Source organism: Methylophilus sp. 'Pure River', assembly GCF_046765995.1.
GTDB lineage: Bacteria > Pseudomonadota > Gammaproteobacteria > Burkholderiales > Methylophilaceae > Methylophilus.
Genome location: NZ_JBKOUE010000003.1, coordinates 213,145 through 237,018, shown reverse-complemented (window position 1 = coordinate 237,018; position 23,874 = coordinate 213,145). Strand labels below are relative to the sequence as shown.

Here is a 23,874-nt window from a genome sequence, read left to right as displayed (position 1 = left end):
GAATGCTTGTCTTTTCGCGCTGAGCGTCTGATTCAGCACACAGTTTGTTTTGCGTGGGGGCTTTTCTTTGTGCGAGGCCGGATTCTGTCATCCGCGTGCTTGTGACGGTAAAAACACCTCATTTTTTTAAGAAAAATGATTTCAAATCAATCAATTAACGCGTAAAATGCGCAACTCTCAAGCATTGCTGGTCACCCGCGTGGAAATCTACACCTCCCTTATTGCCAAACCTGTTAACAGCTATCGTCCTTATTGGGCCAAGCGCTTTGGTACTGCGCCTATGCTGCCGATGAGCCGCGCCGAAATGGATGCGCTGGGCTGGGATAGTTGCGACATTATTCTGGTGAGTGGGGATGCTTATATCGACCACCCTAGTTTTGGCGTGGCGCTGATCGGCCGCTTGCTGGAAGCGCAGGGGTTCCGCGTCGGTATTATTGCGCAGCCAGATTGGCAGTCTGCCGCCGCCTTTAAAGTGTTGGGCAAACCCAACCTCTATTTTGGCGTGACCGCTGGCAATATGGATAGCATGGTCAACCGTTACACGGCAGACCGTAAAATCCGTTCTGACGATGCCTATACGCCGAATGCTGAGGCCAACAAGCGTCCGGACCGCGCCGTGCTGGTGTATTCGCAACGTTGTAAAGAGGCTTATTCAGATGTGCCGCTGGTGATCGGCAGTATCGAAGCCAGCCTGCGCCGCATTGCACACTACGATTACTGGTCAGACAAAGTCCGTCGTTCTATCCTCATCGACTCCAAAGCCGATATTCTGCTGTATGGCAATGCGGAGCGCGCCATTGTGGAACTGTCGCATCGTATTGCGCGCGGTGAGTCCGTGCACGAGATTCAGGATATCCGCGGCACGGCATTTATCCGTAAACAGGTGCCGGATGACTTTTTAGAAGTGCCTTCAACGCGGCTGGACAGGCCTGGCGTAATCGACAAACACGAAGACCCGTATGCCATGAAAATGGGCAAGGGCGATGCCAGTTGTGCGACAGATGACAAAGGCGGTGAGGCTAGCGGTGCCACTGGTGCCGCGAATGGTGCCGCCGCGCCTACCATCAGCCTGCCGCTACCGCTGAAAGCCAGCAAAGTGCCGCGTGACCGCCAGGTTATCCGCATGCCCTCTTATGAAGAGGTGGTGAGTGATCCGGTGATGTACGCGCACGCCTCACGCGTGCTGCATCTGGAAGCTAACCCCGGCAATGCGCGGGCACTGGTGCAAAGACATGGTAACCGCGAAGTGTGGCTGAATGCGCCGCCGATTCCGCTCACCACCAAAGAGATGGATTACGTTTACGACTTGCCCTACGCGCGCAAGCCGCATCCGGCTTATGAAGGTGCCAATATCCCGGCCTGGGAAATGATCCGTTTCTCAGTCAACATTATGCGAGGCTGTTTTGGCGGCTGTACCTTCTGTTCCATCACCGAGCATGAAGGCCGCATTATCCAGAGCCGTTCCGAAGACTCTATTCTGCGTGAGATTGAAGAAATCCGTGACAAGGTAGATGGTTTCACTGGCGTGATTTCTGACCTCGGCGGGCCAACAGCCAATATGTACCGCTTGTCTTGCAAGTCTGAAGAGATCGAGAAAAACTGCCGCAAACTGTCTTGTGTTTATCCAGGCGTGTGCGAAAACCTCAACACCGACCATTCGGCGCTGATCCAGCTTTACCGCAAGGCGCGTAACCTGCGTGGCGTGAAAAAAATCCTGATTGGTTCAGGCCTGCGTTATGACCTCGCGGTGAAATCACCAGAATACGTCAAAGAGCTGGTGCAGCATCATGTGGGCGGATACCTGAAAATTGCCCCTGAGCACTCAGAAGAAAACGTGCTCAGTAAAATGATGAAGCCGGGTATGGGCGCTTATGATGAATTCAAGCGCATGTTTGAGAAATTCAGTGCCGAGGCGGGCAAAAAACAGTATTTGATTCCATACTTTATTGCTGCGCATCCTGGCACCACAGATGACGATATGATTAACCTGGCATTGTGGCTCAAGCGCAATGATTTCCGTCTTGACCAGGTGCAGACCTTCACGCCGACACCGATGGCGATGGCAACCGCCATGTATCACAGTGGCAAAAACCCCTTGCGCAAAGTCACGCCAGACTCTGAAAACGTGCCGGTCGCTAAAACCGGCACCATCCGCAAATTGCAAAAAGCGTTTATCCGCTATCATGATCCACAAAACTGGCCCATGCTGCGTGAAGCGCTCAAGAAGATGGGTCGCGCCGATTTAATTGGCAACGGTAAAAAGCATTTGGTGCCCGCTTATCAGCCTGCAGTATTGCAGCAAATCGTGCAATCTGATGGCAGCCGTTTTCAGGCCAAGCCCATGCCTAAAGGCTTTAACCAGACCAAGAATCCTGCTTACAAGCATAAAGCCAGAAAACCTGGCGCAGGCCGTTAATAAGGCAAACCCAGCACTTGATAACCGAGTGTTGGGCCAAGCAGCTTTTGCGCTCCGACCGCCAGGTCATTCGCGTGCGGGAAATCAATGGTTTCATAATGCCAGTTGACCCACACCTTGTGGTCGCTGCCTTCATGCATGCAGGCATAGTTGCGGTGGAATAAAAAGCGATTGCCCGCCCCGTCTTTGCGTAGCGTGGCAGACAAAACACAGCCACCGCCGAGGTCAATATCCGGCTGTGTGACGCTAGAGGCCAGCCGGATCACTGATTGCTCCATGCTCAATGGCGGAGGATGCACAATGCCTGAGGAAATCAATTGCACGATGTTGCCCGGGTTAACTTGTGACTGGTTGCTAGGCCCAGGCTGCTCACGATAGGTACCGCTGGCAGCGACATGCACATCGCCGGAAATAATAAATACTTTGGTCTGGGATTGCGTTTGCAGCGCGGCTTGAAATTGCAGCAAGCGTTGCAAAATACTGCACATTTCATCGTAATGCGTGCTGAATCGCCAGTGGTCCGCCATATCGTCATAAGCATCAAACTGGATGCTGAGGCGGATATTGCGATCGCTTTCGGAAAAGTGCCGGTAAAGAAAAGGTACGCCACTCAGTATCAGCAACTTCTGACCAGCTTGCCAGTCTGCCTGTAAATCGGCCAGCCCCTGAATGAAGTCTTGTTTACCACTACCCATAATGTTGTGCAAAGTGCGCTGACTGCGGTTGTCCATGACCAGCAGACCGTAATCGCGAAAACGCAGCGTCATGCCAAAATGCGCAGGTGCGGCAGTGCGCTGCTGCAAGGCGCGGTTGTTGGTCCCTCGCAATTGAAACAGTGTGAAATACTTTTTTGCACTGTCAAACATGGCCTGGTAGGTCGGGCTGGTTTCCAGGCGATAGGGTTGTGAGCCCCAACCATCAATAATGTCATGGTCATCCCACATCATGACGCTGGGAATACTGGCCAGGCAGTAGCGTAACGCCGCCGATTGCGTCCAGCTTCTGATATACGTGTCGAAGTAGAACGTATCGATACGCTGCCTGAGCGTGTCAGAGACTGGTGCGGTCAATTGATCTTTCAATGGCTTTTGTGACCAGGCATACAAGGGCTGCTTTTCATTGAATATGGCGTCGGCATAAATCTGGTCGCCACCCATGATCAGGGCCGCATAAGGCGCATTCACGACTTCTGTATAAGGCATAGCCGCCATATGTGCGGCCTGCTGTTGCTGCATACGTTGCCACAGGTAGTCGATCGGCGCCGGATGTTGTGTGCGCACCTTGTCTGATGAAAATCCATTGCATGACGCAAATGCCAGTTGTACCTGCTGCTTGGCCGCCGGACAGAAAAATGACCAGTCAGTGACCAGGTTGTTGCGCGTTGGTGTGTAACTGGCCGGTTGTGCATCAATTAAAATCTGGTAATCACAGACTTGGTCTAGCTGTGTCAGCGGAATAGCGATTTCTGCACGCCAGAACTTGCCGCGCTCCAGGCTGCTGATTAGTGTGAATTCGCTACGCAAACTTTGCTTGCCTATGCGATAGGCCAGACTGGCGGCATTGACGTCGTTTTCGGAGAGAAAGCAAACGCTGTAGAGGGTGGCGTTCTCGTGTTCACCCTCCAGCCCCAGCAAGGGGCCTAAGACAATATTGTGTGATGACATGCGTGCTCCGTATGTTTGTATGGCTTAAGTCGCAGTATCCAGCAGGCCTGGTAATAGCGTTTGTATCTGCTCGGCCACTATTTTATCCGGATGACTGGCAGGCAGTTTAAGGTTTTGCGCAATATGTTCGCCTAATCTGCGATAACTCTCAAACTGCGATTCACTGAAAAACTGGTCTACCGTACTGTGGTGCGGAAAGCTCGGTTCCTGCAGTTTGAAATTAATCAGGTCGCTGGGCTCATCGCCCGTCAACGAGCTTTTGATATACACCAGGTAACCCATATGTGCCGGATCGCCATCGCCCAGGTAGTCAATGCTGCCAATCGCAAAGTGCTGTGAGCCGCATTTAAACAAACCATATTTGCAATCATTGACCGGCAATAATGGATTGATATCCAGCCTGATGGTGATGCCGAAATCCACTTTGCATTTACGGATGGCATTACCCAGGTCTTCAAATTCATAGCAGCCATCAGCCCCAGCATCCACGGCGACGATCAGCTTGCACCTGCGGCGTACCAGTTCATAAATACCCAGGTTTTCAAAGTGGCCACCATCCGACAAGTATAAATAGCCAGAGGTCGAACCGGTGTTGGTGATTAACTCTTTGATCAGGTAAAACAGGTTCCAGAAGGGTGATTGCCGTTGTGGCGGGTTGCGCAGCCGCAGTTTGCAGTTAAATCGCATCAGCAGCCGGTTAAAGTAATTCTCATGCAGCGGGTTGCCAAACCAGCGCCCCAGGCGCGCATTGAAAATGGTCATGATAAAACCCATGACCGGGTTGGTGTGATAGCCCATATTAGGGCTGGCTGCTGCCCCGCTGGTGGATACCAGGCTACCCAGCTCAGGGCCGCCTTCGCCAGTATAGTGATGGGTGTCATACCAGACTTCGTTATCGGGTAATTTAAAACCGCAGTAATAAGGGCTAAACATAAACGAAGCCGCCTGACGCTGTTGCCAGGCCAGTTGTGAGCCATCGCTGATATTCACGGCCGTGTTCACAATATGGGTAGGGCGTTGTCCGCGCAACGAGGACATGGCGACATCATCATTATTATCAAAGCCGGTAAAACTGTTGGGTTTGCGCTGGTTGTTGGTGGCACCCAGATAGCAGCGCGTCAGGCGGTTGCGATAAAAGTTGTGCAATGAAAACACGTTGATATCAATGCGCCAGCTGCCGAGCACGACGATCAACAAAGCAGCCGCAAACCACAGGCCGCGATGCGGCGAAAGATACAAGCTGAAACTCAGGTAGCCAGAGACCAGCAGGATGAGTGCCACCACGATATAGGGCAGGGCTGTGGTGAATTTGCCTTTCAGGCTGCTGGGTGGCTCCGCTCCCGTCGTGCGGCTTTTACCTAGTCTGGCGGTGAAAAAGGCCAGCAACCAGGAGCCAATCCCGGTCAGGCTTTTCTCTGTGGTCCCCAGGCTGCCCAGCCAGTGATGAATCAGCACCGGAATATAAAGTGCGCAAGCGAACAGCGCCAGCCAGATGACACAAAACCCAATATTAATGCCGCCGATACGATGCCACCATTCACGCGTACTGACGTCTAACAGGCGTCCACTGAGACCCATGATGGCGACCAGCCCGGCAGAAATCAGGAGTGAAATCACCGGCACGCCCAAGCCTATCCAGTAGTTTGGCTGGATATGATTCGCCTCGTCATCGACCGCATACGTGGTGAATAGCTGTTGCCAGCTGGATGATGGAATGGCCCACAGCAGCAGGCTAAATCCTGCCACCCCACACAGAAATGCCGCCACCGGGTAAAGTGCATGGGCGCTGCCGAGGCAGTTGCGGCGACTGAAGTAGAATGAGCTGGCCAGGCTGATCAGTGCCAGAGCGATGCCTGTTTTACCCGTGACCGTTTGTGCGGTATTTGCAAACAGTTGTCGTAACAGCTCGCTATCCATTGTGAATGCGGGTAGCAAGGTGCCCTGTATGTCTGAGTGGCTGAAAAAGATCACAGACATCATCAAGACGATGAGCACGCAGAGTAGCAGCACCTGGTTGAGCAGCGTATTAGCCATCCATTGTGCCAGGGCAGCCAGGGTGTCGCCGGTGAATAAACCGGTTTTGGGTGTCAGGTAGTTGCTATAACTGCGTAACCAGAGAATCGCTTTTTCAGTGGCAGTGAGCTGGCGCGCGACGGGACTTTGCGGCTGTGTGGATAACACCAGTTCGGCCTGTACAGTATTGACGTGATTACTGTGTTTGATCAGGCTGGAAAACCAGGCGCCAATATATCCACCGCCAGAGACGGTTGAAAGATAGTCGAATTTGTTGAGCAGGCCTTTTTTTGCCAGGCCCTGCAGGATACCGAGGTTGAGCGTGGCACTGCGGATACCGCCGCCAGAAAAGGCCAGGCCAATCAGGTTTTCACGATGAATGTCCTGGCGCAAATGTGCCATGCCCCGCATTTCCGCATCCAGCACGGCTTCAAAAGAATGCGTTTTATGCGGGTCGGTTTCTGCTGCTTGGTTGGTCGGGTGCATGGCAATCTCCCTGAGCATTTTGTTGATATTATTTAACACATGGTATCTCCGTATCAAATAAGTGACAACACCTGGTCGATGGCATGTGTCGCCGATAGGTGAAATTGGCATGGGCGTTGTAATTTATGAGAGGATGTCGGCTGATAGGTAATTAGGAGTGGTGGCTGATGTGGATGACTAAAGCGATGAAGTGCCTGACGCGCGGGCTATGGCTGAGTGCCACGGTGTTTTTATGGCTGGGCCAGCAGGCCTGTGCTGCCGAAAAAAGCTTGTTCTGGCAGCTCGAGTCCCCAGCCGGGCAGGTGAGTTACCTGTTTGGGACCATGCATACTGACGATAATCGCGTCACTGACTTCTCTCCTGCGGTGTTGCAGGCGCTTAAACAGGTGGATGCGTTTATGCTCGAAGTAGCAGATGCACCACCAGCATCTTTGTTGCAATTGCCACAGGGTAGCCTGAAACAGTACTTGTCAGAAGCTGAGCTGGATAAAGTCGCCAGTTTGGCCGACATGCATGTGATCCCGATGGAGCGGGTCCTCAACATGAAGCCGTGGTTGCTGGCGGTGATGTTTGATTTGCCCAAGCCGCAAACACCGTTTGCGCAGGATTTTTTACTCAAAGCCAAGGCGGAAGAACTGGATAAACAGGTGCTGGGCTTGGAAAGTGCACAAGAGCATTTTGGCGTCATGGATGGCATGACGCTGGACGAGCAATTGCTGATGTTACGTGCGGTGCTCAAACGTAGCCAGAAGCAAAAGGAGAGTGATTTTGAACGGTTGATGAAGGCTTACTTGGCTGGAGATGCCGAGCAGGTTGCCAGTATGGATGATGCCATGACACGCGGCATTTTGCCTGCCGCATTGTGGCAGCGTATGCGGGTGAAGTTGCTGGATGAGCGCAATGTGCTGATGGCCGCACGCAGTATCGAACAGGCCAGGCAGCGCCCGGTATTTATTGCCGTTGGCGCAGCGCATCTGGCCGGGCAGAATGGCTTGTTGCAAGCGTTTAAACAAGCCGGGTTTAAACTGACACCGTTGAAGAAATAAGGCAGTTGCAATCCCATACGGCTTTACGTACGGTGAGGGCTGGCCTCTTGTGCAATACGCGTAATGTGCGCGACGAAATCTGCATCTTCACCAACCAGTAACCTGGGCAAGTGCTGGCGAAAGTCTTCACGCAGGCACCACTCGCGCATATAGTCCTCCCAGGACATCCAGCGCCGCAGGCGCTTGCCGCGCATGTCAGGGTCATAAGTGAGCAAATAGGCGCGTTCAAACAGTGAAATCAGGATTTCGAATAGCACCAGTTTGCGCTCTTCCTGGTCTGCCGTCATGGGCATGGGGTCTCTTTGTGAGCGTAATTGCAGGTCAGGATAGGCCATGACCAGTTTAAGGAAGTCAGTATAGTTATCTGCCAGCAATTGGTAGACTTCTTCATCTTCATTTTCACGTTCTTTACGCTGTTCCAGCACAAAGGTGAGAATGGCGAGTGGCAAACCGACGACGGTGACGATGTAGCTCAGTAATTCCCAGGTAGCGATGGTCATGTCGGTTTGCGAGAGGAGATGAGGGTTAGTTCAACGCATTTGCATGTTGCTGGATCACATCCATGCACTCATCAAATTGCAGGGATTTGTCAAAAAAGTACTCAACGCCCATGTTATGCGCCAGGTTGCGGTAATAGCTATTGCCGTGGTTGGTGAGCATAACGATGTCAGGGGCTTTAAACGGATAGCCCTGCTGGCGGGTGTGGCGCACCACATCAAAGCCCGTGCCTTTGGCTAACTCAATGTCCAGCACGATCATGTCGTATTGCCTTGCATTGAGCAAATCAATGGCTTCGTCACTGGTGGTGGCGATATCCCTGACATCCAGTTGGTCACAGTCATGCAACATCTCGACGATGACATCACGAATCAGTGCGGAATCTTCAACTAACAATAATCTATACATGACGGTTTAACCAGTGACTGATGTCCAATAAAGGGTTAACACAGGCTGCTTGGCGGTTATATTCATGCGTTCAATCGTATTGGCTTAATTAAGCAAACCGTATTTGATGGCATAGTAGGTCAAGTCAGCATTCGATTTCATGGCCATTTTTTCCAGGATGCGGCTACGGTAAGTGCTTACCGTTTTAATGCTGATAAATAATTCATCAGCAATTGCGGTTGGCGTTTGGCCAGTGGCCAGTTTGACGAAGACCTGGAACTCACGGTCAGACAAGGTCTCGTGCAATTGCTTCTCTGAGGGGTGGCTGAGTTCGTTGGTCATCAGCTCGGCCAGTTCAGCGGAAATGTAGCGCTTGCCGGCAGAGACGGTGCGAATCGCCAGGATAATCTCATCCGAGTCTGCATTTTTGGTTAAATAGCCCTTGCAACCATTACGCATTAAATTCAAGGCATATTGATCCTCGGCATAACCACTGAGTACCAGCACGGGTAGGTTGGGGGCCACATGTTTCAATTCATGCAGGGTATCCACCCCGTTTTTGTCCGGCATGGAAATATCGAGCACCATGGCATCATATTCGTTTTTGCGTACCAACTGGATCGCTTCTGCCCCGGATGAGGCTTCCCCCGTCACTTGCAGATCCGTTTCCAGCTCGATCAGGTTACGTAAACCATCACGTACAATGCTGTGATCATCTACCAAAAGAATTCTTTTCATGCGGTTCTCTTAAACTTATTAGTCAGGGTTAAGGGTTTAATTTGCAGGTTTTGCGCCATCATTGTCTGGCGCGGCAGCCGCGTCTGTTTGTTCTGCGGGTGCCATTTCTTTTCTAAACAACCGCCAGTCCTGGCTAATCATGGCCAGGGAGTCTGCAAACAGCGGTTTTTTGTGCCAGATGGCACGTACTGAAATAAAAGCAATCGTACCGATAATGGTTGGCACCAGCATGGCCAGGCCAAGAATCAAGGAGCGGTGTGGATGCTCCCACAAGAGGGAAAACAGCCACATCAAGCCAAGTAAACCGGTGAAAATGAACATGCTAAACACCACCAGCATGCCTACCATGCTGGTGGCTAAGCGTTCAGTTTCCTCGAGAAAGTCCTGTTTTAATTGTTGCGCACGATCTTCCGTGTAATCGGCGACGTGATGACGCAGATTGAAAAAACTACCTTTCAATGCGCTCACTTTGCGATTTAAAAACAAAACAGCGGCAAATTTCAAGAGGTTTACCCACATAGCTTTCCTTGCTTATTCACGACGTTTGGTGCCCAACAGGTATCCTATCAGCAAACCGACACCAGCGGCTACCAGCACGGTGCCCAATGGATGCTCCTGCACGGTATCTGCGGTCTTGTCTTTGATGGAGTGATAAGTGTCGCTGACTTCGCGCTGCACCTGCTCTTTGACACGACTCGCTTTTGAACTCAAGTTAGAGGCCAGTGCCGCGGCATTTTCTTCATTGGTTAAGCGGTCAATATTGCTTTTCAAGGTATGAATCAGTTCCTTTGCCTTGTCCTGTGTATTGTCTGCAGTGTCATTGACGGCATCCAGCAACTCATTGGCAGTTGATTTTACCTGCGCAGCGATTTGCTCAATGGCCTGGTCAGAGTGTTTGGCCAAACGATCGGTCGTGTTCTCAACATTGTCTTTTGAAAAATTAAACATTTTGAAACTCCTTTTTTAAATCGTGGTTTAAATACCTATTACAGTGTCGTCTTCAGAATCACAAATAAACCGTGATGACTGATTGGACAGTTGATTAAACGAAAAGTGTTTTCAACATGTGGCTATCTTACCCAACAGGCCTGTCATCTCCCTATCGGCCAGCCACCGATATCAAAGTCAGAATTCTCTGACAGTACATAAATTGGTGCGTCAACACATCTTTACGTTGCTGTTAACTCGCAACACCGCTATGATGCGACTGATGCATTGTGAACAATGCATGCAAAAAACGTTACGCCGGATTGCCTGATTTTTCAATCTTTTCACTCAACCGCCATGCAAAAAGTCAGAACCACCCTTATCGCCCTGCTTGATCGACTGGAGAAAATCAGTGATACCTTTGGCGGTAACACGGTGGCTTTGCTCACGGTGAGCCTGATGCTGGCAGCGGCTATGCTGGTGGTGAATGACCGCTTTATTGTCAGCACCCGCGAAAAAACTGATGTGTTAGCCATGCTGGACCAGTTGCTACTCGAAACCTGGAAAACACAGTCTAACCTGGCCATTGCAGAGAGTGCACAGCGCGGTTACCTGCTGACGCGCTCAGAACATTATTTCCAGCCGTATGATGATGCCACCAAGCAAATGGGCCAGCATTTACGCAATATTAATAAGTTGCTCAACCATACCAACCTGGTCAAGCATCCGGTGATACAAAACACCATGAGCGAGCTGGTGAACAGTATTGTCAAAAAATCCGCCGAAATGAATGTGACCATTGATTTCGCCAAAAAGCGCCAGTTTGATAAAGCATTGGCGGTCGTCAAGCTGGATTCAGGGGTCAAGGAAAGCCGGAATATTGAAGTGTTGTCCCGCCAGTTTGAAAAGCTGGTGCTGGATTACCGTGACGAAGTGGCCGATACGCGGGATACCACGCGCAAACTGATGCGCTGGTTTGTCATGGCTTGCCCGCTGATTTTTGTCTCATTGGTGGTGCTGGTGATTCGCCGCTTGTTACGCGAGCTGGCGGAAAAGGCCAATTTATATGTACGCCTCACCGATGAGAACGCCGAGTATGAACGCAATATCCAGCGCCTGACCACGACGGTGCAGGGCCAGGCGTTGCAGGCACAAACCAATATTGAGCATGAGCGCTATCAATTATCCCGCGAGTTGCATGACGAACTGGGCTCTTTGCTGACGGCGATCAAGATGGATATTTCGTGGGCCATCAAGCATTTGAAGGATCAGTTGCCGCAAGTGACTGAAAAACTGAAGAAAACCAATCAGTATCTCGATCGTAGTATTAACTTTAAACGTGAAATCGTACAAAACCTGCATCCGGCCATGATCAAGAGTTTTGGACTGATTGCTTCGTTGCAGAACCTGATTGACGAGGCGAGGGTACGTAACCAGTGGCAAATGGATATCATCATGCCTGAGCAGGAAATGGCGATTAACGAGACGGTGAGCCTGATTGTCTACCGTTTGGTGCAGGAGAGTTTGAATAACTGCAGCAAATATGCCAAGGCAACTGAAGTCTCTGTGCATTTAATGCATGACGAGCAGCATATCAAATTGGAGATTGTCGATAACGGCATCGGCTTTGACCCGGAAAAACTCACCAATAGCACCCATGGTATCAGCGGCATGTGTAACCGTGTGGAGTCGATTGGCGGGCATTATGAAATCTCCAGCGCCCCGCAACAAGGCGCCAGCACGCGTGTGCTTTTGCCTTATCTCAAGAGTGATCCTGCAACTGCCTGAGTGCAGCCCAGCCTCAATGTAGTCCTATTCTGACATGACATTCAGTCGTTGGACGACTGACCTGACACACGTGGCTGATTAATATGGCAACACAAGACAGCAGAACTGTTTTGTGTAACGCGTGAAAAAGGAGACGCTCATGTTAATGTCAAAATACACACAAGCAACAATCTTTGGCGGCCTGTTGGCGACAACCATCACACTCAATGCTTTCGCATTCGATCTACAGGAAGTCCAGAATGGTGAAAAACCTTACCTGGAAGAGTTTAATACCCTGGACAAGAATGCCAATAACTCACTGACCTGGTCTGAAGTGCAGCAGGACAAAGGGGTTAAGCAACCAGATTTTAAAGCCTATGACCATGATAAGGATGGTAGTTTGAGCTACGAAGAATATGCAGAGCTCAAAACACAGACTGGTCAAAAAGCGATTAAAGGCGCGATGTCAGATAGCTGGATTACCACTAAAGTGAAAGCGCGCTTGCTGGAAGAAGAATCTTTGAAGTCGCTCAAAATCAGTGTCGAAACGCACAAAGGTGAAGTGCTGATTAGCGGTTTTGTTGCTGACTCAGCCCTTAAAACCAAGGCCGAGCAACTGGTGGCCAGCGTTGAAGGCGTGAAATCTGTGAAAAACGCTATCGTGGTAAAAGGCTAATAAACACCCCCTCGCAAGCTACATATCCTCTCCCAAGTGCGTAGCTTGCTTTTTTCTTGCGGCGGGTTGTTCTTTCATGTGTTGACTGATTCATCCTCTGTACAACTTGAACAACTCGCCACCTTATGCAACAGAAAGGAAACATCATGAATAAGATGAACCGATATCTGGCAATGAGTACGATGATTGCATTATTAATGGGCGGTAGTGCCAATGCACTGGCTGCGGGTGTGCTAGCCAAAGCTGAGCCCATGTACAATTTTCTGCCTAGCGACACCGTGGTTGATAATGTGAAAAACACCTTGCAAACCAATGGTGTGGATGTGTCCAATATTCAGGTCGATGCCGATGCGCAAGGCGTGGTGCAGTTGAGCGGTGAAGTGGCCTCCAAGCAGGATGTGGAAACGGTCACCAAACTGGCCAAGCAGGCCGATGGCGTGTATGCGGTATTAGGCGCATTGCGCTATAGCACGGGTGAAGTCGTGCCAGCGCCTGTGCCAGCAGGGTTGGATCCTGTGATGGATGCGCCCGCGGCAGGGCCTGAAAGTGAGCAGCCAGAAAGCAAACAGATAGACGCGCAATGAACAGAGCGGGAGGGGCAGCCCTCCCGCGCGTTGATCTCCAGTGGATTGACGCGGCAGGAGTTAGTGATGCTGGGGCATCACATGTCGACCGGATTCGTACTCAACCTGGTTGGACTGGCGGATGAACAATAACTGGTCAGTGGCAAATCCCAGCTCTTTGGCTTTGGCCATCAGGTGCTGTTTGATGGGGTAGGTGAGTTGCGGTGTGCGTGACAGTATCCATAAGTAGTCACGACCACTGCTTACCAGGGCATAGTTGTAATAAGGCTGGTCTACTTCGAGAATGTTGTAATCGCCATAAAACGGCCCGAAGAAAGACACTTTAAGGCGGCCTGTGCGACTACCATCTGCATTGGCCGGGTCGACAAACTTGGCTTTGCCTATGGCTTCGCTCCAGTCGTTTTTTTCGGGACTAAATCCGCGGTTAACCACTTTGAGTGTGCCATCCGGCTCAATACTGTAGTTGGCAGTCACCTGTTCCAGCCCCTTTTCAAATGTGTTGTCCAATCTGGCGATTTCATACCAGGTGCCCACATATTGGGTCGGGTCAAAACGTTTTACAACGGCCTGTGCTGCTTGTGGTGGTAAAGGGGCTGAGCAGGCGGTTAAGGTTAGTGCAAGCAAAGGGTAAAGCAGCAGTGATAAACGGATAGCTGGCATCATGTCAGTGAGTCGGTTGGGAATATTAAAAAACAAGATATTAAAAGCAATGCTGTCTGAGAGGACAGTTTAAAATAACATAAATTCAAACGATAAAATTAATCAAGGCAACATTCAAGCAAGTAGTTATTCAGACAAGGGAAGATATGAAATTTTTAAATATGTGCAAGGTATGGGGTGTATTGGCATTGTTATCGACAACCGCCATGGCGGATAATCTGGAAACCGGGTTGGGCGGTGGCGTAGGCGCCGCTGCAGGCACTGCGGTAGGTAGCGTACTCGGTGGCAGCACGGGTGAAGTGATTGGTGGCGCTGTAGGTGGTGGCCTGGGAGGTGCGGCGACGACTGGCCGTTCAGGCCGTACAGGCGCTATTCTGGGTGGTGCCGCTGGCGGCGCAACCGGTGCGATTGTTGGTCGTAAGGTGAGCGGAACCACGACTGGTGCTGTGGTCGGCGCAGGGGTAGGTGGTGCTGGCGGCGCAGTGGTTGGTAAGGTGATTGACGAACCTGATCCATACCAGAGAAGTTACCGTGGTAAAAAAGGTAAAAAACATGGCCACCATCATGGCCGTGGTCATCATGATCATGATTAACTCCCAATCATCACGCATGGGCATTTAGCCTGGAGGATCTGTATGAGAATCTGGATATTATCTATCAGCCTGTTATGCATGAGTCATGTTGCGCAGGCGCAAAGTTGCAACAATCAGGCCGTCGGTGCCAGTGGCGTCGGTGGCCTGGCTGGTTCGGCGATTGGTGCAGTCATGCTGGGCCCAGCCGGTGAGGTATTGGGCGGGGCAGTCGGTGGCGCCGTTGGTAGCGTGGTTGCCAATGGTGGCAAGACGCAGCCCCATACCATGCTGGGTGGGGCGGTCGGCGGTGCCGGCGGCGCGATTCTCGGCCGCGGCTTGGGTGGCGGCCGATTACTGGCCGTGATCGGCGCTGGTCTGGGCAGTGCCGGTGGTGCCTGTGTGGCACAACAGGCCGGGTCCGGAAAAAATCATCATGCGGTCAGCGCTAAAAAACGTTCGGCCAATAACGCCACGGCCAAAGCGCAAAAATTGCTGGGTAGTTAAGCTGGTCCCCGTCCATTCAAGTCATTTGATGGCGGGGTGAGGCTGGTGTAACAACGCGGTAGATTTTTGCGTTGATACATCAGTGCATCGCCCTCCACCAGCAGTTGCTCAACGGATTTTGGCAGTTGTGGGTCGAACTCGACGATGCCTTGGGCAAACGAGAGTTGGTATGGTTGACGTTGCTGCTGTCTGACCGTATCCAGGTACGTCGTTAAGCGGTCTACATAAATGTGTGCTTCGTGCTGGCGGGCATTCGCTAGCAATATGACAAACTCGTCTCCACCCAGCCGGGCAAAAATATCTGAGCTGCGGCCCACCAGTTTCAATCCCTTGCCAAAAGCCTGCAAGGCCCGGTCGCCTTCGTCATGACCATAAGTGTCATTAATCGGTTTAAATCCGTTCAAGTCCAGAAAGACCAGCGTGGCAAACACGTGGTGGCGGGTGAAGTAGTTCAGGTATTTCTCAGTGAGCATGATGAATCCACGCCGATTACTTAAATCGGTCAGTTCATCCATGGTTGCCATTTCAATCGCAGCCAGCTCATTTTCCACCATCACGGCCAGATCGTTCAGGTCCGCGAGATCCTCGGCGTCAAAGGCGCGTGGCTTGGAGTCTATCAGGCATAAGGTGCCAATTTTAAAGCCACGCATCGTGCGTATCGGCCTGCCTGCATAAAAGCGGATATGCGGTGCAGCCGTCACCAGGGGATTGTCCAGAAAACGCGGGTCTTTTGAGGCATCATTGATGACAAAAGTGTCATTGCCCAAAATGGCATGACCGCAAAAAGAAATGTCTCTGGGCGTTTCCAGCACAGGCAAACCCATGCACGACTTGAACCACTGGCGGTTGGTATCCACTAGGCTGACCAGCGCAATCGGCACATCGAACATGCGCGTTGCAATCCTGGTCAGGCGGTCAAAACGTTCTTCTGCCTGGGTGTCGAGAATAGCCAGTGCATGTAATACATGCAGGCGCTCTATTTCATTGGCCGGGATGGCGGGAGGTTGCAAAATACTCGCTCCAGTCAAACGATGGTGTCATGATCATACCGCTTTTTTGCGTGCGGATACAAAAAAATACACTTGTTTCCCCCGTCTGTTTTGACGGTCTTTGCTTGAAGGCCGCGTGATTAAGTCTGCGAGGTGGCGAGTTTAAGTCCGATAATTCCTGCCATAATCAAGCACAAACTGATGATGCGTAGTGCAGAAACCGGCTCATTAAACAGCCAGATTCCGCCAATCACCGTACCAACGGCGCCTATGCCCACCCACACGGCATAAGCTGTGCCTACGGGCAAAGACTTGACGCACAGACCCAATAACCAGACACTGATCACCATGGCCAGAATGGTCCAGAATGATGGCCAGAAGCGGGTGAATCCATCCGTATATTTCAAGCCTATGGCCCAGGCCGTTTCAAACAAGCCAGCAATTACCAGGGTTAGCCACGTCATAGAATTTCCTTGTGAGTGATGTGATTACAAAGCGCACATTAAGACTGGACAGCAATTAAATCTTCAGCCGTCAGCCAGCGCCATTCGCCTGCCGCCAATGAGTCAGGCAGGGTTAGTTGGCCAATTTGAATGCGTTTCAACGCATCAACACGGTTGCCAATTGCAGCAATCATGCGTTTGACCTGGTGGTATTTTCCTTCAGCCAGCGTCATGTGGATCACCGTTGCCGACACGCTGGTCACCGCCAGTGCCGCAATGGTTTCCTCTTCGTCAATCAGTTTAACGCCGGTCAGCAAATGCTCAAGGTCAGCCGCACTCAAGGCGTGTTTGCAAGTCACCTCATATACCTTAGGCACGTGGTGCTTGGGCGAGCTGACTTTATGGATAAACTGTCCATCATCCGACAGTAAAATCAAACCTGTCGTATCTTCGTCCAGGCGGCCTATACATTGAATGCCGCGCTCCACCAGCGGCTCGGGCAGCAAGGTATAAATGGTTGGGTGGAACTGGGTTTTGTGCGTGCATTCATAATGCGCAGGTTTGTGCATTAGTAGATAGCTATGTTCGCGATATTGCCAGGCCTCGCCACTCACGGTGAAGTGCAGTGTGTCGTCCAGGGCGAACTTGGCGTCCGGGTCATCGCATATTTCACCGTTGACGGTGACTTCTTCGTTGATGATTAAAATGCGGCACATCTTGCGTGTGCCAAAACCCTGGCGATGCAGGATACGTTCTAGATCTAATGTTTTTGCCATGATGGGATTATACGTGAATTGGGAGGGGGCTTTGGGGTGACTGGTTTTTTGATGTACTAGAAAGTGATTCTTGGATTGGTTGGCATGTTAGGGAGCGTGTGGATTGGGTTGTCAGAATCCTTTTCGCCCTTTCGGCGAGTCACTTTCTGATGCTTGTCCCTCAGAAAGTAACCAAAGAGGAGGGCACCCAGCCATCACGGCCTAACGGCTCCCTTGTGTTGCTCAAATTAGGACTTTCGTCCGTTGCTTTGCTGGACTTAGGCATAAGCCGGTCACGAAACTCAACCTGGCAGCTCACACAAAACGTGAGCTGCTGCGGGATTCGGACAGTCGCTCCCTCTACTCTTATTTTGTCTCCGCTACTCAGCGTGATGGAATGGGATTTATCTCGCCAAACTCACATTGTAGAAATCTGAACGATTCAAAAAACAGATTGGTTTGTTCAGAGCACTAATGGTGGTGTTCATCTGGGTTTCGGGGTCCCCATCTGCCGCGCCGAGCAACGCAGGGTTGACGGGAGTTTTCGGCCATCGACTGTCCGAGTTCCGCAACAAGCCACGTTCTGTGTGGCTTGTCAGGGCGAGTTTCGATGGACGCCCGGCAAGCCGAGTAGCACAGGATACAAGCGGAAGCTGGGGTGCATTTCTTTTGGTTACTTATTCTTTGTGCAAGCAAAGAAAAGTAACTCGCCTAAGGGCGAAAAAGAACCTAGCCTAAATTCATCATCCAAAATACAAAAGAATCCTTTTTCCAGCCAATCCCAAATCAGCGACCTAACCAATTCACGTATAATCCCACTCATGGCTTTCAAACACATCACCTCTCGCGATAATCCCGTTTTTAAACAGCTACGCAAACTGCTTGATCAGTCGCGCGAGCGTAAAAAAACAGCGTCAACGCTGCTTGAGGGCGTGCATTTAATCGAGGCATATTGCCAAACCTATGGCGAGCCACGTTTGCTGATTATCCCGGAAGGGCATAGCACGGTAGAGGCGACTGGGTTGATTCAGCAGTTGTCTGATGTGGATACCATGTTGCTGCCGACCTTGATGTTTGCCGAACTGGCGCCGGTGGCGTCTAGCAGTGGCGTGATGGCACTGGTGGATATTCCTGAGCCAGCTTTACCTGAGAGCGTGGATTTTGCCTTGCTGATTGAGGATATCCAAGACCCGGGTAATTTGGGCAGTATGTTACGCACGGCCGCAGCCGCCGGGGTGCAGGTGGCTTATTTGAGCAAGGGCTGTACTGATGCCTGGTCGCCCAAGGCGTTGCGTGGCGGGCAGGGCGCGCAGTTTGTGTTGCCGGTGGTGGAAGGGGGTGATGCGGTAGAAGTCGTTGATGCGTTTGCCGGTAAAACCCTGGCGCTGACCATGCAGGGTGACAGCTTGTATCAGCAAGCCTTGCGTGAGCCAGTGCTGTTTGCTGTGGGCAATGAAGGTGCGGGCATTTCAGCCGCCTTGCAATCTGCCGTGAGCACCTGTATTACCATCCCGATGGCGCATCAGGGGACATTGGCATTGGAGTCACTGAATGCCGCGGCGGCCACGGCGGTGGCGCTGTTTGAGTGTCAGCGCCAACGCTTGCTGGCGGATTAACTGTTTTTAGTGCGTGACCTCGTGGTCATCGTCTTCGTCAAATAAGGCCAGCGCTTCTTGCTCGTCGACCACGTAGTGCTTGTTGCAGAAGTCGCATTGAATCTGCACGCTGCCTTGTTCTTCAATGATGCTGCGTACTTCGGCCATGCCCAGCATTTGCAGCATATTGGTGACGCTGGTTTGTGAGCAGCTACAAAAGGCCTGCACTTCACGGCCACTGAACAAGCGCACATCTTCTTCTACAAACAGGCGTTGCAGCAGCGTGACGGTATCCAGGTTTAACAATTCCTGATCGGTGACCGTGCCTGCCAGGTGTTGCACGCGGTTCCAGCAATCCAGGTCACTTTCTTGTTGTTGCGGCAACTTTTGCAGTAGCAAGCCTGAGGCGCGTTCACCATCTGAGGCTAGCCACAAACGCGTATCAATTTGTTGCGAGCGCAACATGTAGTTTTCCAGCATGCTGGCAATGCTGTCGCCTTCTAGCGGCACAATGCCCTGATAGGGCTCGCCTTCTTCTGGCATTAAGGTAATCACTAATTGTCCTTGTTTGAGCCAGGCCGTGAGGTGGTCGCCATGCAATTCGCCGCTGACTTTGGCTGTGGCGCGGATATTCAACCCGGACGTGCATTCCACCACCAGTAATTGCAATGCGCCCTGGCTTTGCAATTGCAAAATCAGCTTGCCTTGCATTTTGAGGGTGGCGGTCAGCAGCACGCTGGCGGCGGTAAACTCGCCGATGGCTTTTTTCAAGGCAGGTGGCAATGTCTGGTGCTCAAGCGCGGTAGACAGGCTTTGGTCTAATTGGACACAGTTGCCACGCACGGCAGACTGCTCAAAAATAAACGGGTGTAATTGGTCTTGGTTGCGATCTTGGTTCATACCGCTATTTTACCATTTGGATGCTGCCCTAATTGTTAATCGCTGGTAACTTTCGGCAGTTGCCAGTGTGCGATGGCCCATTGCCACAAGTTTTCCAGTGGCAATGACAGGGCATTATCCGGTAATGGTTGTTGCAGAAAAGTGAGGGCTGCCACCAGTGTCGCGACGATATTATCGTCTGGTAATGCAGTGGCCAATGTCTGTTTGCTTAGTTTTTGGCCGTCGGCATTGAGTACCAACGGAATGTGGGCGTAAACCGGCGTTGGGTAGCCCAGTAGCTGTTGCAGGTAAATTTGCCGCGTGGTGGAGTTGAGCAAGTCAGCCCCGCGCACCACATGTGTCACGTCTTGCAATGCGTCATCTACCACTACGGCTAATTGATAACTGAACAGCCCATCGGCGCGTTTCACGACGAAGTCACCAATGTCGCTGGCCATCTGGTGTTGCTGCTGGCCTTGAATCTGGTCTGCAAAGGCAATGGTTTGCGTGTCGGTTTTGATGCGCCAGGCAGCGGCCGCACCGGGTTTGGTAGGGTGCTGCAAACAGGTGCCAGGATAAATGGCGCCTTCTATACCCAGTAAGGTGCTGGAATCGGCAATCTCTTTGCGTGAGCAGGTGCAGGGGTAGGCCAGGCCACGCTGGTGCAGTTGCTCCAAGGCGGTTTGGTAGTGTGTACTGCGCGGGCTTTGGTAAACAATGTCGCCATCCCACACAAAGCCGTAGCGTTGCAGGGTATGAATAATCTCTTCGCTGGCGCCCGCAACATATCGGGTTTGATCCACGTCTTCAATGCGCAATAGCCATTGTCCGCCACGATTTTTGGCATCGCAATAACTGGCGACCGCAGCGACCAGTGAGCCAAAATGCAAGGGCCCGGTGGGCGAGGGAGCAAAGCGGCCGACGACCATATGTTGAGGGAGTGTTATTGTGCTGCGTAGGGCGGAATATGCCAAGCCACCAGTTGCGCGCCGCGTAGTTGCAAATGACAGGCCATGCGCTCAACGCCCTGGCTGGAGACATCAAAAGTATAAGTGCGCTGCAGTTGCATGCGGCCATTGCCGTCGCGGGCAAAGCCGACGCGCGAGCAGGCGACGGTTTCATCTAAAAACTGCAAATGGCAACGCTCTGCCAGTTGACGGCCTATCTTTAAGGCCGCTTCGCGTTTGGCGACAGAGTCCATCCAAAACCATGCGCCAGCAATTAAAATGGCTAATAAAGCCCATTCAGCCATTGTTGTTCTCCCGTAAAGCGATCATATGTTTCAGTGTATGATGTTTCAAGTTCATATTCCTAATATCAGTGCAGCCTGTCATGAGTTCAAGTCGCGAAGCAGACGCTATTCAAGCTTATTATAATTTATTGCATGGTAAGGGGGCGGATGACGCCATTATGGCGCAGCGCGATGCCTTGCTGGCAGAGTTAAGCCCCCTACTGGCAGACCTGGAGTGTACCAGCACCGCTTACCGCCAGGCGGTTGACGATTGCCTGGCCGATAAACCGGCACAACGCTGGCCTGAGTTGCTCACCATTATCCGTGAGTTCTACCCGTTTTGGCGTGGCGATGTCAAAGCCGTCATGCAGTATGCAGACACGGTTGGTTTTGAGTTGCACCCCATTAGTTGGCAACCAGCCGTCATCGACTTGCAGTCCGTCTGGCCAGCCTTGCAGTCTGAGAAGTTTGAAACCTCGGAGCTATGGGCGCTCAACGGTTATGTCAAAGCGCTTAAGTCCATGGAGCACAAGCAGGAGATGGACATTGAGCTGCGTACACGCATGGCAAAACTGATGTTACTGCGTTTGCGTGAAGCACCGATGACAGAGAAAAATGCTTTCCGCATCACCGCCGATGCGACCTTACCTTTATTTAACCTCAAAAATACCCGCCACCTGTTTTTAAACGCCGTGCGTGAGTTTTACTATTTTTGGGCAGCGCATCCTGATGCAGTGGAAATGCTCAAACAACTGCAACCACCTGAAATTATGTAAAAATGCACTTAAAATGTGCAATGCACTTTTGTGTGTTCGTTTTTGGTGCATTTTGGCGATAGCCTAAAATGTACTTCCTTTAAAATCAACCACATATAAATGGTCTGATATTTGCTTTCTCCATGCGCATAAAAAATAAGGCGTGCCTGCAAGGCAAAACGCCCATGTATATAAAACGATAGTTGGAGAGCGAAATGGAAGCATTAGTGTCAGCGAATGACGTCTTGTTTGTATTGCTGGGAGCCATCATGGTGCTGGCAATGCATGCCGGGTTTGCCTTTTTAGAAGTCGGCACCGTGCGTCAAAAAAATCAGGTCAATGCCCTGGTCAAAATCATGGTGGATTTTTGTGTGTCTACCATTGCCTATTTTTTCATTGGTTACAGCATTGCCTATGGCATCAACTTTTTTAGCGGCGCGGATGTGCTGGCAGCGAAAAGTGGCTACGACCTGGTGAAATTCTTTTTCCTGTTAACCTTTGCCGCCGCCATTCCGGCGATTGTCTCCGGAGGCATTGCCGAGCGTGCCAAGTTTAACCCGCAAATGGCTGCCACCTTCCTGATCGTTGGCTTTGTGTATCCTTTTTTTGAAGGCATCGCCTGGAATAACCATTTCGGTTTTCAGGACTGGCTGAAAGCCAGCTTTGGCGCTGGTTTTCATGACTTTGCCGGATCTGTCGTTGTACACGCCATGGGCGGTTGGATTGCACTGGCGGCAGTGGTGTTGCTGGGTGCACGTAATGGCCGCTATACCAAGGATGGCCGCCTGCATGCCTATCCTCCGTCAAATATTCCTTTCCTCGCTTTAGGCGCCTGGATACTCACTGTCGGCTGGTTTGGCTTTAACGTCATGTCTGCACAATCGATTCAAAATATCTCCGGCCTGGTCGCCGTTAACTCCCTGATGGCATTGGTCGGAGGTACGCTGGCTGCCTTGGTGCTAGGCAAGAATGACCCGGGTTTTGTCCACAACGGCCCTTTGGCTGGCCTGGTTGCGGTGTGCGCGGGCTCAGACGTGATGCACCCGCTAGGCGCACTAGTCACTGGTGCCGTGGCAGGCAGCTTGTTTGTGTGGGCATTCACGGTGACCCAAAGCCGCCTCAAAATCGATGACGTATTAGGTGTCTGGCCATTGCACGGCTTGTGCGGCGCCTGGGGCGGCATTGCAGCGGGTATTTTTGGCTGCAGCGCACTGGGCGGTATGGGCGGCGTGAGCTTTGTCAGCCAATTGATAGGCACATTGACCGGTGTAGTGATTGCCGTGATAGGCGGAACCGTCGTGTATGGCTTGTTGAAAAAGCTGGTCGGTATTCGGCTTGACGCTGAGTCTGAGTTTGATGGTGCTGATTTAAGTATTCATAAAATTCCGTCTGTGTCTGGTGATTAATCTTACAGAGATCGCCCAAGTAAACAAAAAGGCCTGCCACTTTTGATGGCAGGCTTTTTGTTTGCAGCGTCTTGGGGGCTGCGAGTGATATTTGTGATACCAATCTCAACCTGCTGCAAAACCATGTACATTCACTTACTCGGCCGCAACCTGTCAAAGCAGCAGCGCCAGTGACAGGAATTTCAATATGGCACTTAGCGCACCAGTGCCTGGTTTTTTGGCGGGTTGCGCGTCGACGACGACTGCTTCATGCGCTGGTGCATCAGGCGAGCTGGTTTGATATTCCAGGCCATAGATGTATTTACCTTTCTGTTGCAAGGTCGCTGGCGATGTGTGGGATGCGGCAGGCGCTTGTGCCATTACCAGTGGCTCACTTTTACCGGCGGCTACTGACATTTCAAGTAACGCCAGGTTGTTTTTGGCTTTGAGGTACTGACCATCCGCGGCGATTGCGTCATGCAGGGCCTTTTCTGCATGGGCATAATCCTGTTTCTGCATGTAGGCAAAGCCAAGGTTGTTATAATTTTTGGCGCTGGGCTCAACGCTGACCAGTTGTTCCAGCGCCGCAATGGCTTCATCGGTGCGATTGTGGCGCATGAGTAGCGCGCTTAAATGTTGCAGGCTGGCAATGTGTTGCGGCTCCAGGTGCAAGGCTTTTTGATAGGCGACCACCGCCATGTCGATGTTGTTGAGTCGTTCGTAATTCAGGCCTATCTGGTCGTAATCAGCGGCTGAGCTGGCTGAGACTAGTTCGATATTGCTGGTAGGCTTGATTTGGAACGAGGCCTGTTTTTCGTCACGGATCTGGTGGCTGCATCCCAGTGCCAGCAGTGAAGAAAAGATCACTATATAGGTTAAATGCATCGCAGCTTCCTCCTTACAT

The 23,874-nt window shown here is 51.5% G+C and carries 25 protein-coding genes; 10 read left to right on the top strand and 15 right to left on the bottom strand.

The window, feature by feature from the left end; all coding sequences use genetic code 11:
- Positions 1-166 precede the first annotated feature (166 nt).
- Complete coding sequence (locus tag ACIDE9_RS04885) at positions 167-2,416, top strand: YgiQ family radical SAM protein (RefSeq protein ID WP_411993159.1); 2,250 nt, start codon at positions 167-169, stop codon at positions 2,414-2,416.
- Here ACIDE9_RS04885 and ACIDE9_RS04880 read toward each other — a convergent pair.
- Both ACIDE9_RS04880 and ACIDE9_RS04875 read right to left on the bottom strand, forming a co-directional pair.
- Positions 2,413-4,080 (bottom strand): alkaline phosphatase D family protein, encoded by a 1,668-nt coding sequence (locus ACIDE9_RS04880; protein ID WP_411993157.1) that lies wholly within the window; start codon positions 4,078-4,080, stop codon positions 2,413-2,415. The genes ACIDE9_RS04885 and ACIDE9_RS04880 overlap by 4 nt on opposite strands.
- Before the next feature lie 24 nt (positions 4,081-4,104).
- Positions 4,105-6,618 carry a patatin-like phospholipase family protein gene (locus ACIDE9_RS04875; protein WP_411993155.1) on the bottom strand — a complete coding sequence of 838 codons (2,514 nt, stop codon included), beginning with the start codon at positions 6,616-6,618 and terminating at the stop codon, positions 4,105-4,107.
- Positions 6,619-6,746: 128 nt separating this feature from the next.
- Between ACIDE9_RS04875 and ACIDE9_RS04870 the strand changes: the two genes are divergently transcribed.
- Positions 6,747-7,625: a TraB/GumN family protein gene (locus tag ACIDE9_RS04870; protein ID WP_411993153.1), complete on the top strand. Its 879-nt coding sequence runs from the start codon at positions 6,747-6,749 to the stop codon at positions 7,623-7,625.
- Positions 7,626-7,648: 23 nt separating this feature from the next.
- Here the strand turns inward: ACIDE9_RS04870 and ACIDE9_RS04865 are convergent, their stop codons facing one another.
- The 5 genes from ACIDE9_RS04865 to ACIDE9_RS04845 all read right to left on the bottom strand — a co-directional run bounded on the left by ACIDE9_RS04865 (position 7,649) and on the right by ACIDE9_RS04845 (position 10,196).
- The gene (locus tag ACIDE9_RS04865; RefSeq protein WP_194754004.1) at positions 7,649-8,125 is read right to left on the bottom strand and encodes a hypothetical protein; all 477 of its coding nucleotides are present in this window, start codon (positions 8,123-8,125) and stop codon (positions 7,649-7,651) included.
- A 25-nt stretch (positions 8,126-8,150) separates the two neighbouring features.
- Entirely contained in the window at positions 8,151-8,531 is a 381-nt protein-coding gene (locus ACIDE9_RS04860; RefSeq protein ID WP_194742652.1) for a response regulator, read from the bottom strand.
- 84 nt (positions 8,532-8,615) lie between these two features.
- Positions 8,616-9,248, bottom strand: a complete 633-nt coding sequence (locus ACIDE9_RS04855; RefSeq protein WP_194742651.1) for a response regulator transcription factor — start codon at positions 9,246-9,248, stop codon at positions 8,616-8,618.
- 36 nt (positions 9,249-9,284) lie between these two features.
- A complete protein-coding gene (locus ACIDE9_RS04850; protein ID WP_194754005.1) occupies positions 9,285-9,767 on the bottom strand; it encodes a hypothetical protein in 483 nt (160 codons plus the stop codon).
- Positions 9,768-9,779: 12 nt separating this feature from the next.
- Positions 9,780-10,196, bottom strand: a complete 417-nt coding sequence (locus ACIDE9_RS04845; protein WP_194742649.1) for a DUF883 family protein — start codon at positions 10,194-10,196, stop codon at positions 9,780-9,782.
- Between the two features lie 336 nt (positions 10,197-10,532).
- On the opposite strand from ACIDE9_RS04845, the gene ACIDE9_RS04840 reads away from it, so the two are divergent.
- From ACIDE9_RS04840 to ACIDE9_RS04830, 3 genes are all read left to right on the top strand, one after another.
- Positions 10,533-11,963 carry a CHASE3 domain-containing protein gene (locus ACIDE9_RS04840; RefSeq protein WP_411993149.1) on the top strand — a complete coding sequence of 477 codons (1,431 nt, stop codon included), beginning with the start codon at positions 10,533-10,535 and terminating at the stop codon, positions 11,961-11,963.
- Positions 11,964-12,102: 139 nt separating this feature from the next.
- Entirely contained in the window at positions 12,103-12,618 is a 516-nt protein-coding gene (locus ACIDE9_RS04835) for a BON domain-containing protein (RefSeq protein WP_194754006.1), read from the top strand.
- 146 nt (positions 12,619-12,764) lie between these two features.
- On the top strand, positions 12,765-13,202 hold the full coding sequence (locus ACIDE9_RS04830) for a BON domain-containing protein (RefSeq protein ID WP_047517073.1): 438 nt from the start codon (positions 12,765-12,767) through the stop codon (positions 13,200-13,202).
- 60 nt (positions 13,203-13,262) lie between these two features.
- Here ACIDE9_RS04830 and ACIDE9_RS04825 read toward each other — a convergent pair whose 3' ends face one another.
- Positions 13,263-13,862 (bottom strand): lipocalin family protein, encoded by a 600-nt coding sequence (locus ACIDE9_RS04825; RefSeq protein ID WP_411993304.1) that lies wholly within the window; start codon positions 13,860-13,862, stop codon positions 13,263-13,265.
- Positions 13,863-14,008: 146 nt separating this feature from the next.
- Between ACIDE9_RS04825 and ACIDE9_RS04820 the strand changes: the two genes are divergently transcribed.
- Together ACIDE9_RS04820 and ACIDE9_RS04815 are read left to right on the top strand one after the other, a co-directional pair.
- Positions 14,009-14,455, top strand: coding sequence for a glycine zipper domain-containing protein (locus ACIDE9_RS04820; RefSeq protein ID WP_194742645.1), 447 nt, complete (start codon positions 14,009-14,011; stop codon positions 14,453-14,455).
- A 42-nt stretch (positions 14,456-14,497) separates the two neighbouring features.
- Positions 14,498-14,938 (top strand): bacteriocin, encoded by a 441-nt coding sequence (locus ACIDE9_RS04815; RefSeq protein ID WP_411993146.1) that lies wholly within the window; start codon positions 14,498-14,500, stop codon positions 14,936-14,938.
- Here ACIDE9_RS04815 and ACIDE9_RS04810 read toward each other — a convergent pair.
- The 3 genes from ACIDE9_RS04810 to ACIDE9_RS04800 form a co-directional block, all read right to left on the bottom strand.
- Positions 14,935-15,948, bottom strand: a complete 1,014-nt coding sequence (locus ACIDE9_RS04810; RefSeq protein ID WP_411993144.1) for a diguanylate cyclase domain-containing protein — start codon at positions 15,946-15,948, stop codon at positions 14,935-14,937. The genes ACIDE9_RS04815 and ACIDE9_RS04810 overlap by 4 nt on opposite strands.
- 119 nt (positions 15,949-16,067) lie before the next feature.
- The gene (gene sugE, locus ACIDE9_RS04805) at positions 16,068-16,391 is read right to left on the bottom strand and encodes a quaternary ammonium compound efflux SMR transporter SugE (protein WP_194754008.1); all 324 of its coding nucleotides are present in this window, start codon (positions 16,389-16,391) and stop codon (positions 16,068-16,070) included.
- A 38-nt stretch (positions 16,392-16,429) separates the two neighbouring features.
- Complete coding sequence (locus tag ACIDE9_RS04800; protein WP_194754009.1) at positions 16,430-17,146, bottom strand: pseudouridine synthase; 717 nt, start codon at positions 17,144-17,146, stop codon at positions 16,430-16,432.
- Positions 17,147-17,946: 800 nt separating this feature from the next.
- Here ACIDE9_RS04800 and ACIDE9_RS04795 point away from each other — a divergent pair.
- Positions 17,947-18,741, top strand: a complete 795-nt coding sequence (locus ACIDE9_RS04795; RefSeq protein ID WP_411993142.1) for a TrmH family RNA methyltransferase — start codon at positions 17,947-17,949, stop codon at positions 18,739-18,741.
- Positions 18,742-18,747: 6 nt separating this feature from the next.
- Here ACIDE9_RS04795 and ACIDE9_RS04790 read toward each other — a convergent pair whose 3' ends face one another.
- The 3 genes from ACIDE9_RS04790 to ACIDE9_RS04780 are packed head-to-tail and all read right to left on the bottom strand — an operon-like array spanning position 18,748 to position 20,851.
- Entirely contained in the window at positions 18,748-19,620 is an 873-nt protein-coding gene (locus tag ACIDE9_RS04790; RefSeq protein ID WP_194754011.1) for an Hsp33 family molecular chaperone HslO, read from the bottom strand.
- 35 nt (positions 19,621-19,655) lie between these two features.
- The gene (gene gluQRS, locus ACIDE9_RS04785) at positions 19,656-20,528 is read right to left on the bottom strand and encodes a tRNA glutamyl-Q(34) synthetase GluQRS (protein ID WP_411993140.1); all 873 of its coding nucleotides are present in this window, start codon (positions 20,526-20,528) and stop codon (positions 19,656-19,658) included.
- A 14-nt stretch (positions 20,529-20,542) separates the two neighbouring features.
- Positions 20,543-20,851, bottom strand: coding sequence for a DUF3301 domain-containing protein (locus ACIDE9_RS04780; protein ID WP_024929275.1), 309 nt, complete (start codon positions 20,849-20,851; stop codon positions 20,543-20,545).
- Between the two features lie 80 nt (positions 20,852-20,931).
- Between ACIDE9_RS04780 and ACIDE9_RS04775 the strand changes: the two genes are divergently transcribed.
- Positions 20,932-21,606 (top strand): hypothetical protein, encoded by a 675-nt coding sequence (locus ACIDE9_RS04775; protein WP_411993137.1) that lies wholly within the window; start codon positions 20,932-20,934, stop codon positions 21,604-21,606.
- Positions 21,607-21,800: 194 nt separating this feature from the next.
- The gene (locus ACIDE9_RS04770; RefSeq protein WP_411993135.1) at positions 21,801-22,991 is read left to right on the top strand and encodes an ammonium transporter; all 1,191 of its coding nucleotides are present in this window, start codon (positions 21,801-21,803) and stop codon (positions 22,989-22,991) included.
- A gap of 153 nt (positions 22,992-23,144) precedes the next feature.
- Here ACIDE9_RS04770 and ACIDE9_RS04765 read toward each other — a convergent pair whose 3' ends face one another.
- Complete coding sequence (locus ACIDE9_RS04765) at positions 23,145-23,855, bottom strand: tetratricopeptide repeat protein (RefSeq protein ID WP_411993133.1); 711 nt, start codon at positions 23,853-23,855, stop codon at positions 23,145-23,147.
- Between the last annotated feature and the right edge of the window lie 19 nt (positions 23,856-23,874).

Excerpts from the sequence above, each read along its gene's own strand:
- ACIDE9_RS04885 (WP_411993159.1), top strand. The coding sequence starts at position 167 with ATGCGCAACTCTCAAGCATTGCTGGTCACCCGCGTGGAAATCTACACC.
- ACIDE9_RS04880 (WP_411993157.1), bottom strand. The coding sequence starts at position 4,080 with ATGTCATCACACAATATTGTCTTAGGCCCCTTGCTGGGGCTGGAGGGT.
- ACIDE9_RS04870 (WP_411993153.1), top strand. The coding sequence starts at position 6,747 with ATGTGGATGACTAAAGCGATGAAGTGCCTGACGCGCGGGCTATGGCTG.
- ACIDE9_RS04865 (WP_194754004.1), bottom strand. The coding sequence starts at position 8,125 with ATGACCATCGCTACCTGGGAATTACTGAGCTACATCGTCACCGTCGTC.
- ACIDE9_RS04860 (WP_194742652.1), bottom strand. The coding sequence starts at position 8,531 with ATGTATAGATTATTGTTAGTTGAAGATTCCGCACTGATTCGTGATGTC.
- ACIDE9_RS04855 (WP_194742651.1), bottom strand. The coding sequence starts at position 9,248 with ATGAAAAGAATTCTTTTGGTAGATGATCACAGCATTGTACGTGATGGT.
- ACIDE9_RS04850 (WP_194754005.1), bottom strand. The coding sequence starts at position 9,767 with ATGTGGGTAAACCTCTTGAAATTTGCCGCTGTTTTGTTTTTAAATCGC.
- ACIDE9_RS04845 (WP_194742649.1), bottom strand. The coding sequence starts at position 10,196 with ATGTTTAATTTTTCAAAAGACAATGTTGAGAACACGACCGATCGTTTG.
- ACIDE9_RS04840 (WP_411993149.1), top strand. The coding sequence starts at position 10,533 with ATGCAAAAAGTCAGAACCACCCTTATCGCCCTGCTTGATCGACTGGAG.
- ACIDE9_RS04835 (WP_194754006.1), top strand. The coding sequence starts at position 12,103 with ATGTTAATGTCAAAATACACACAAGCAACAATCTTTGGCGGCCTGTTG.
- ACIDE9_RS04830 (WP_047517073.1), top strand. The coding sequence starts at position 12,765 with ATGAATAAGATGAACCGATATCTGGCAATGAGTACGATGATTGCATTA.
- ACIDE9_RS04825 (WP_411993304.1), bottom strand. The coding sequence starts at position 13,862 with ATGCCAGCTATCCGTTTATCACTGCTGCTTTACCCTTTGCTTGCACTA.
- ACIDE9_RS04820 (WP_194742645.1), top strand. The coding sequence starts at position 14,009 with ATGAAATTTTTAAATATGTGCAAGGTATGGGGTGTATTGGCATTGTTA.
- ACIDE9_RS04815 (WP_411993146.1), top strand. The coding sequence starts at position 14,498 with ATGAGAATCTGGATATTATCTATCAGCCTGTTATGCATGAGTCATGTT.
- sugE (WP_194754008.1), bottom strand. The coding sequence starts at position 16,391 with ATGACGTGGCTAACCCTGGTAATTGCTGGCTTGTTTGAAACGGCCTGG.
- ACIDE9_RS04800 (WP_194754009.1), bottom strand. The coding sequence starts at position 17,146 with ATGGCAAAAACATTAGATCTAGAACGTATCCTGCATCGCCAGGGTTTT.
- ACIDE9_RS04795 (WP_411993142.1), top strand. The coding sequence starts at position 17,947 with ATGGCTTTCAAACACATCACCTCTCGCGATAATCCCGTTTTTAAACAG.
- ACIDE9_RS04790 (WP_194754011.1), bottom strand. The coding sequence starts at position 19,620 with ATGAACCAAGATCGCAACCAAGACCAATTACACCCGTTTATTTTTGAG.
- gluQRS (WP_411993140.1), bottom strand. The coding sequence starts at position 20,528 with ATGGTCGTCGGCCGCTTTGCTCCCTCGCCCACCGGGCCCTTGCATTTT.
- ACIDE9_RS04780 (WP_024929275.1), bottom strand. The coding sequence starts at position 20,851 with ATGGCTGAATGGGCTTTATTAGCCATTTTAATTGCTGGCGCATGGTTT.
- ACIDE9_RS04775 (WP_411993137.1), top strand. The coding sequence starts at position 20,932 with ATGAGTTCAAGTCGCGAAGCAGACGCTATTCAAGCTTATTATAATTTA.
- ACIDE9_RS04770 (WP_411993135.1), top strand. The coding sequence starts at position 21,801 with ATGGAAGCATTAGTGTCAGCGAATGACGTCTTGTTTGTATTGCTGGGA.
- ACIDE9_RS04765 (WP_411993133.1), bottom strand. The coding sequence starts at position 23,855 with ATGCATTTAACCTATATAGTGATCTTTTCTTCACTGCTGGCACTGGGA.